General features: G+C 69.9%; 5 protein-coding genes and 1 pseudogene. 2 read left to right on the top strand and 4 right to left on the bottom strand.

The window, feature by feature from the left end; genetic code table 11:
* Window positions 1-283, top strand: a 283-nt coding sequence (locus A4X16_RS13905; protein ID WP_157560184.1) for an integrase core domain-containing protein, incomplete at its 5' end; no start/stop codon positions are given.
* A 104-nt stretch (window positions 284-387) separates the two neighbouring features.
* Here the strand turns inward: A4X16_RS13905 and trxA are convergent.
* From trxA to A4X16_RS13885, 4 genes are all read right to left on the bottom strand, one after another.
* The gene (gene trxA, locus A4X16_RS13900) at window positions 388-711 is read right to left on the bottom strand and encodes a thioredoxin (RefSeq protein ID WP_061018793.1); all 324 of its coding nucleotides are present in this window, start codon (window positions 709-711) and stop codon (window positions 388-390) included.
* Window positions 712-785: 74 nt separating this feature from the next.
* A complete protein-coding gene (gene trxB, locus A4X16_RS13895; protein WP_061018795.1) occupies window positions 786-1,766 on the bottom strand; it encodes a thioredoxin-disulfide reductase in 981 nt (326 codons plus the stop codon).
* A gap of 85 nt (window positions 1,767-1,851) precedes the next feature.
* The gene (murJ, locus tag A4X16_RS13890) at window positions 1,852-3,471 is read right to left on the bottom strand and encodes a murein biosynthesis integral membrane protein MurJ (RefSeq protein ID WP_067121506.1); all 1,620 of its coding nucleotides are present in this window, start codon (window positions 3,469-3,471) and stop codon (window positions 1,852-1,854) included.
* The gene (locus tag A4X16_RS13885) at window positions 3,471-4,472 is read right to left on the bottom strand and encodes a DUF6049 family protein (RefSeq protein ID WP_231880375.1); all 1,002 of its coding nucleotides are present in this window, start codon (window positions 4,470-4,472) and stop codon (window positions 3,471-3,473) included. The genes murJ and A4X16_RS13885 overlap by 1 nt, the downstream gene beginning before the upstream one ends.
* Before the next feature lie 23 nt (window positions 4,473-4,495).
* Between A4X16_RS13885 and A4X16_RS13880 the strand changes: the two are divergent.
* Window positions 4,496-4,802: pseudogene (locus tag A4X16_RS13880) on the top strand (DDE-type integrase/transposase/recombinase); the annotation flags it as partial.

The following is a 4,802-nucleotide window of genomic DNA, read 5'->3' as shown; positions in this document are numbered from 1 at the left end:
CGACTGGGCCGGCACCCGCACCGGCCTGTCCTACATTCCGCCCGGCTCGCCCTGGCACAACGGGTACGTCGAGTCGTTCAACAGCAGGCTCCGCGACGAGTGCCTGAACATCAACAGCTTCTACTCGCTGCTGCACGCCCAGGTCGTGATCGGCGACTGGAAGACCGAGTACAACCATGACCGCCGGCACTCATCGCTCGGATACCTCGCACCGGTCGACTACGCTCGGCAATGCACCCATCAACTGGAAACCGACGACTCGCACAGCGACCGGACCGAATGAAGGGGGCGGCCCACCGTCGTGGTGGGCGCGGATGTTCCGGCGGCGCGGAAACGACGAAGGACCCGGCGACCGGGGTCGCGCGGGTCCTTCGTGACGTGGGGTGCTCAGCCGATGTAGTCGGCGAGGTCCTGCTCGAGGGCGAACTTCGGCTTGGCGCCGATGATCGTCTTCTCGACCTGGCCCTTGTTGAAGACCTTCATTGCCGGGATCGACGTGATCTGGTACTCCATGGCGAGCTGCGGGTTCTCGTCGACGTTGAGCTTCAGAACCGTGATCTTCTCGGGGTTCTCGGTCTGGATCTCGTCGAGGATGGGGCCGACCATGCGACAGGGTCCGCACCACGCCGCCCAGAAGTCCACCAGGACGGGGCCTTCGGCGTCGATGACGTCCTGCTGCCAGGTGCTCTCACTCGTGGCCTTGGCGGTCATATGTCTGTCTCCTTAGGAATCGACACGTGGGTGTCAGAGGGGAAAACGCAGCGGATGCCGCAATTGTTCCGCGCTCAGGCGGGGGTCGGCAGCCCGTCGATCAGTGCGGCGTCCTGCGCGGGGGCACCCGCGTCGCCGCGCGCGGCGAGGTAGTGCTCGAGGTCGAGGGCGGCGACCGTGCCGCTGCCGGCCGCGGTGACGGCCTGGCGGTAGGTCGGGTCGATGACGTCGCCCGCGGCGAAGACACCGGGGACGGAGGTCTTCGAGGTGCGGCCGTCGACCCACACGGTGCCGTGCTCGGTGATGTCGAGGACGTTGTGCACGAGGTGCGTGCGGGGGTCGTAGCCGATCGCGACGAACACGCCGTCGAGGGCGAGGTCGCGCTCGGACCCGTCGACGGTGTCGCGCAGACGCACGCCGGTCACGGCATCCTCACCCAGGACGTCGATGACCTCGGCGTTCCAGACGAACTCGATCTTCTCGTTGGCCTTGGCGCGGTCCTGCATGATCTTCGAGGCACGCAGCTCGTCGCGACGGTGGATCACGTAGACCTTCGAGGCGAACTTCGTGAGGAACGTCGCCTCTTCCATCGCGGAGTCGCCGCCGCCGACGACGGCGATGACCTTCTCGCGGAAGAAGAAGCCGTCGCACGTGGCGCAGTACGAGACGCCACGGCCCGACAGGCGGGTCTCGCCCTCGATGCCGATCTTGCGGGGCGCGGAACCGGTGGCGAACACGATCGCCTCGGCCTCGTGCGTCTCGCCGCGGCCGAGCGTGACGGTCTTGATGTCGCCCGAGACGTCGAGCGACACGACGTCGTCGTACACGACCTCGGCGCCGAACTTCTCGGCCTGCTCCTGCATCTTGGTCATGAGGTCGGGGCCCATGATGCCCTCGGGGAACCCGGGGAAGTTCTCGACCTCGGTCGTGTTCATCAGCTCTCCGCCGGCCTCGACCGAGCTGGCGACGACGAGGGGCGACAGGTTCGCGCGCGCCGCGTAGATCGCCGCGGTGTAGCCCGCCGGACCCGAGCCGATGATGATGACCTTGCGCACGATGAATCCTCTCTTCGTCTGGGCGATGTTCGCGCCCGGACAGTTCAACCCATGGTAGCCGCGTGGCATTCCACGGACCGGGGGCTCACCGGCCCGGCAGGAAGCGGCGGAGGGCACGGAACGCGACGCCCAGCTCGGGAGTGCGGAACACGGCCAGGATGCCGCCGTAGACCAGCAGTGTCACACCGCCGATGAGCGCGGCGCCGAAGAACCCGGGGAGACGCTCGGAGACGGCCCACCCCTCGACCCCGCCGAGAAGGAGGAAGACGGCCCACCCCGCGGCGGCTGCAGGGACGGCCGCGAGCAGGAAGCGCAGGACTCCGCGGAACGCCGCGCCGAGACCGAGCGGACCGATCTTCCGTCGCAGGAGCGCGATGGCGAGGGCGAATTGCAGGCTGTTGGCGACGGACTGCCCCAGGGCGATCGCGAAGGCGAGCCAGGTCAGGGGCAGGATGCCGGCACCGACGAGCGCCGACGCGGCCAGAGCCGTCGCGATGACCAGCGCCGCCTGCACGAGCGTGTACACGAAGGGGGTGCGGGTGTCCTTGAGGGCGTAGAAGGTGCGCTGGATGCCGAACTGGAACGACAGCGGCAGGAGCGCGAGCAGGTACGCGCCCAGGACCCAGGCGAAGGCGACGGCGTTGTCCGGCGATGTCGTGAACAGGCGCGCCAGCGGCACGGAGGCGACGGCCATCGCGGCGAGGATGCCGACCATGAAGATGCCGACGGTCCGGGTGAGGGAGGACAGGTCGGCGGTGACCGCATCCGCCCGTCCTTCCGCGACGTGCTCGCTGAGCTTCGTGTAATACGGGGTCCCGAGGGAGAGGACGATCACGGAGAACGGGAGCATGAACAGGAGCCACGCGTTCTGCAGCGTCGCCCCGGCCGCCGCGGGACCCGAGGCGGCACCCACGATGTTGATCTGGAAGGCGCCGGCGATCTGCCCGACGACGACCATGAGGAACGTCCAGCCGGCGAGGCGGCCGATCTGGCGAAGCCCGATGCCCCGCCAGCCGAAGTCGGGCCGCACGTGCAATCCCGCTCGCCGCCAGAACAGGAACAGGATGCCGGCCTGCACGACGATCCCGAGGGTCGCGGTGCCGCCCATCAGCGCGATCATGCCCGCCGTCCAGCCCGAGGCCGACTCGTAGGTGCCGAACAGCACGATGAAGACGCCGAAGCCCGCGATCGAGATCAGGTTGTTCACGATCGGCGACCAGGCGAACGGCCCGAAGATGCGGTTCGCGTTGAGGATCTCGCCCACGAGCGCGTACAGCCCGTAGAAGAGCAGCTGCGGCAGACACCAGTAGGCGAGGGCGAGGGTGAGCGTCTTCGCCGCCGGGTCGGTGAACCTCCCCGCGTAGATCTCCACGAGCACGGGCGCCGCCACGACGGCGACGATCGTGACGACCAGCAGGGCGAGGACGCCCAGGGTCAGCAGTTTCGACACGAAGGCGCTGCCGCGGTCGTCGTGCGTCTTCACGGCCTTGACGATCTGCGGGACGATCACCCCGGCGAGGAGCCCCGAGGAGATGAGCGCGAACACCGAGTTCGGCAACTGGTTCGCGATCGCGAACGAGTCCGCAGCCTTCGCGCCGACGGTGCCGACGGCGACCGTGAGCACGATGTTGCGGATGAGTCCCGTGATGCGGGACGCCATAGTGCCGGCGGCGACGGTGGCGCTCGCGCGTCCGAGGCCGGCCATCAGGGGGCCACCGGCATCCGCTTGCGCCGTCGGACCGTCCGGATGACGCCGAGGACGAGGAGGGCGGACACGAGGACGGTGAGGATGACGAGGGCCACCGACTCCCATTCGGCGCGCACCGACACCTCGACGGTCTCGCTCCGCCCGATATCGACGCCGGACGGGGTGCGCAGCTGCAGGTCGACGGAGGATTCGCCGCTGCCCACGAGGGCGGAGACGGGGATCGCGACGCGGCTGGTCTGCTGGGCGCCGATCTCGACCTCGGTCGTCGACTCGATCACCAGACGCGCGTCACCGGGCGAGGCGAGCAGGTCGACACGGGCCGGCCACGGCAGGTCGTTGCGGACGGTGAAGACGAGGGGCGCGGAGGTCCCGGCGAGGGTGATGGGGCCGCCGAGGACGAGGGCGACGCCGTCGGTCCAGGTGGCGATGCGCTCGCGCTGCGCCTGGATCGCGGCATCCCATCCCTCGCGGTCGTCGAGCCACGCGTTTCCGAGCAGCTGCAGCTCGGTCGCCCGCTCCGACGAGGTGAGCAGCGTCGGGTCGCCGAGCACACCCGAGATGCGCTGCAGACCGCCCTGCGCGGCGCGGAACCCGTCGATCACCGCGACGCGGTCCTGGTCGGCGGGGACGGAGTCGACGTCGACCGCAGTGGCGGGAGCCGCGAGGAGGCCGTCGAGATCGGTCGCCGTCCAGCCGGGGAGCCCGGTCGCCGCGTCGATCGCGCCGCGCAGGGCAGCCTGGGACCGACCGTTCGCGCGGTCGACCGTGACGAGCAGGGGGTCGGCGAGGTCGCCTACGGCCGCCCGCGCCGTGAACTCCGCCAGGAGCGCTCCGCGGGCGGTGTCGGCATCGGTCGCGGAGGCGTCCTCGAGCAGGCGCGAGAGGCCGGCGTCGTAGACGAGCAGGTCCGTGTCGGCCGAGACCGCGTGCGCCCCGGCATCCGATCGCACCACCGAGCTCGGCAGGAGCGTGACGGGCGCGTCATCGCCGCCCGTCACGGCGCCCAGGGCGGCGACGGTCTCGGCGCCGGCAGCGGCTCTGGCGCGAGGAAGGCCTCCGTGTCCCCCAGCGGCGGCGGCGCAAACGCGTCGGATCCTCGACCGTCGACGCCCCGGCAGCGGTCGCACCGAATCTCGTGTGGGCGGTGGACTTCCAGTTCGATGCCGACGAGCAGGGCCGCCCGATCAAGATCTGCTCCATCGTCGACGAACACACCCGTGAGTGCATCGGAGGGCTTGTCGAGCGGTCGATCACCGCGGACCGACTCACTGCCCACCTCGAGGACCTCGTCGCCGTCCGCGGCGCGCCCGCGGTGCTCAGATCAGACA

This window comes from Microbacterium sp. H83 (assembly GCF_001650405.1).
Taxonomy (GTDB): domain Bacteria; phylum Actinomycetota; class Actinomycetes; order Actinomycetales; family Microbacteriaceae; genus Microbacterium.
The sequence above is the reverse complement of the archived record's forward strand: the minus strand, read 5'-3'. Positions and strand labels throughout refer to the sequence as shown.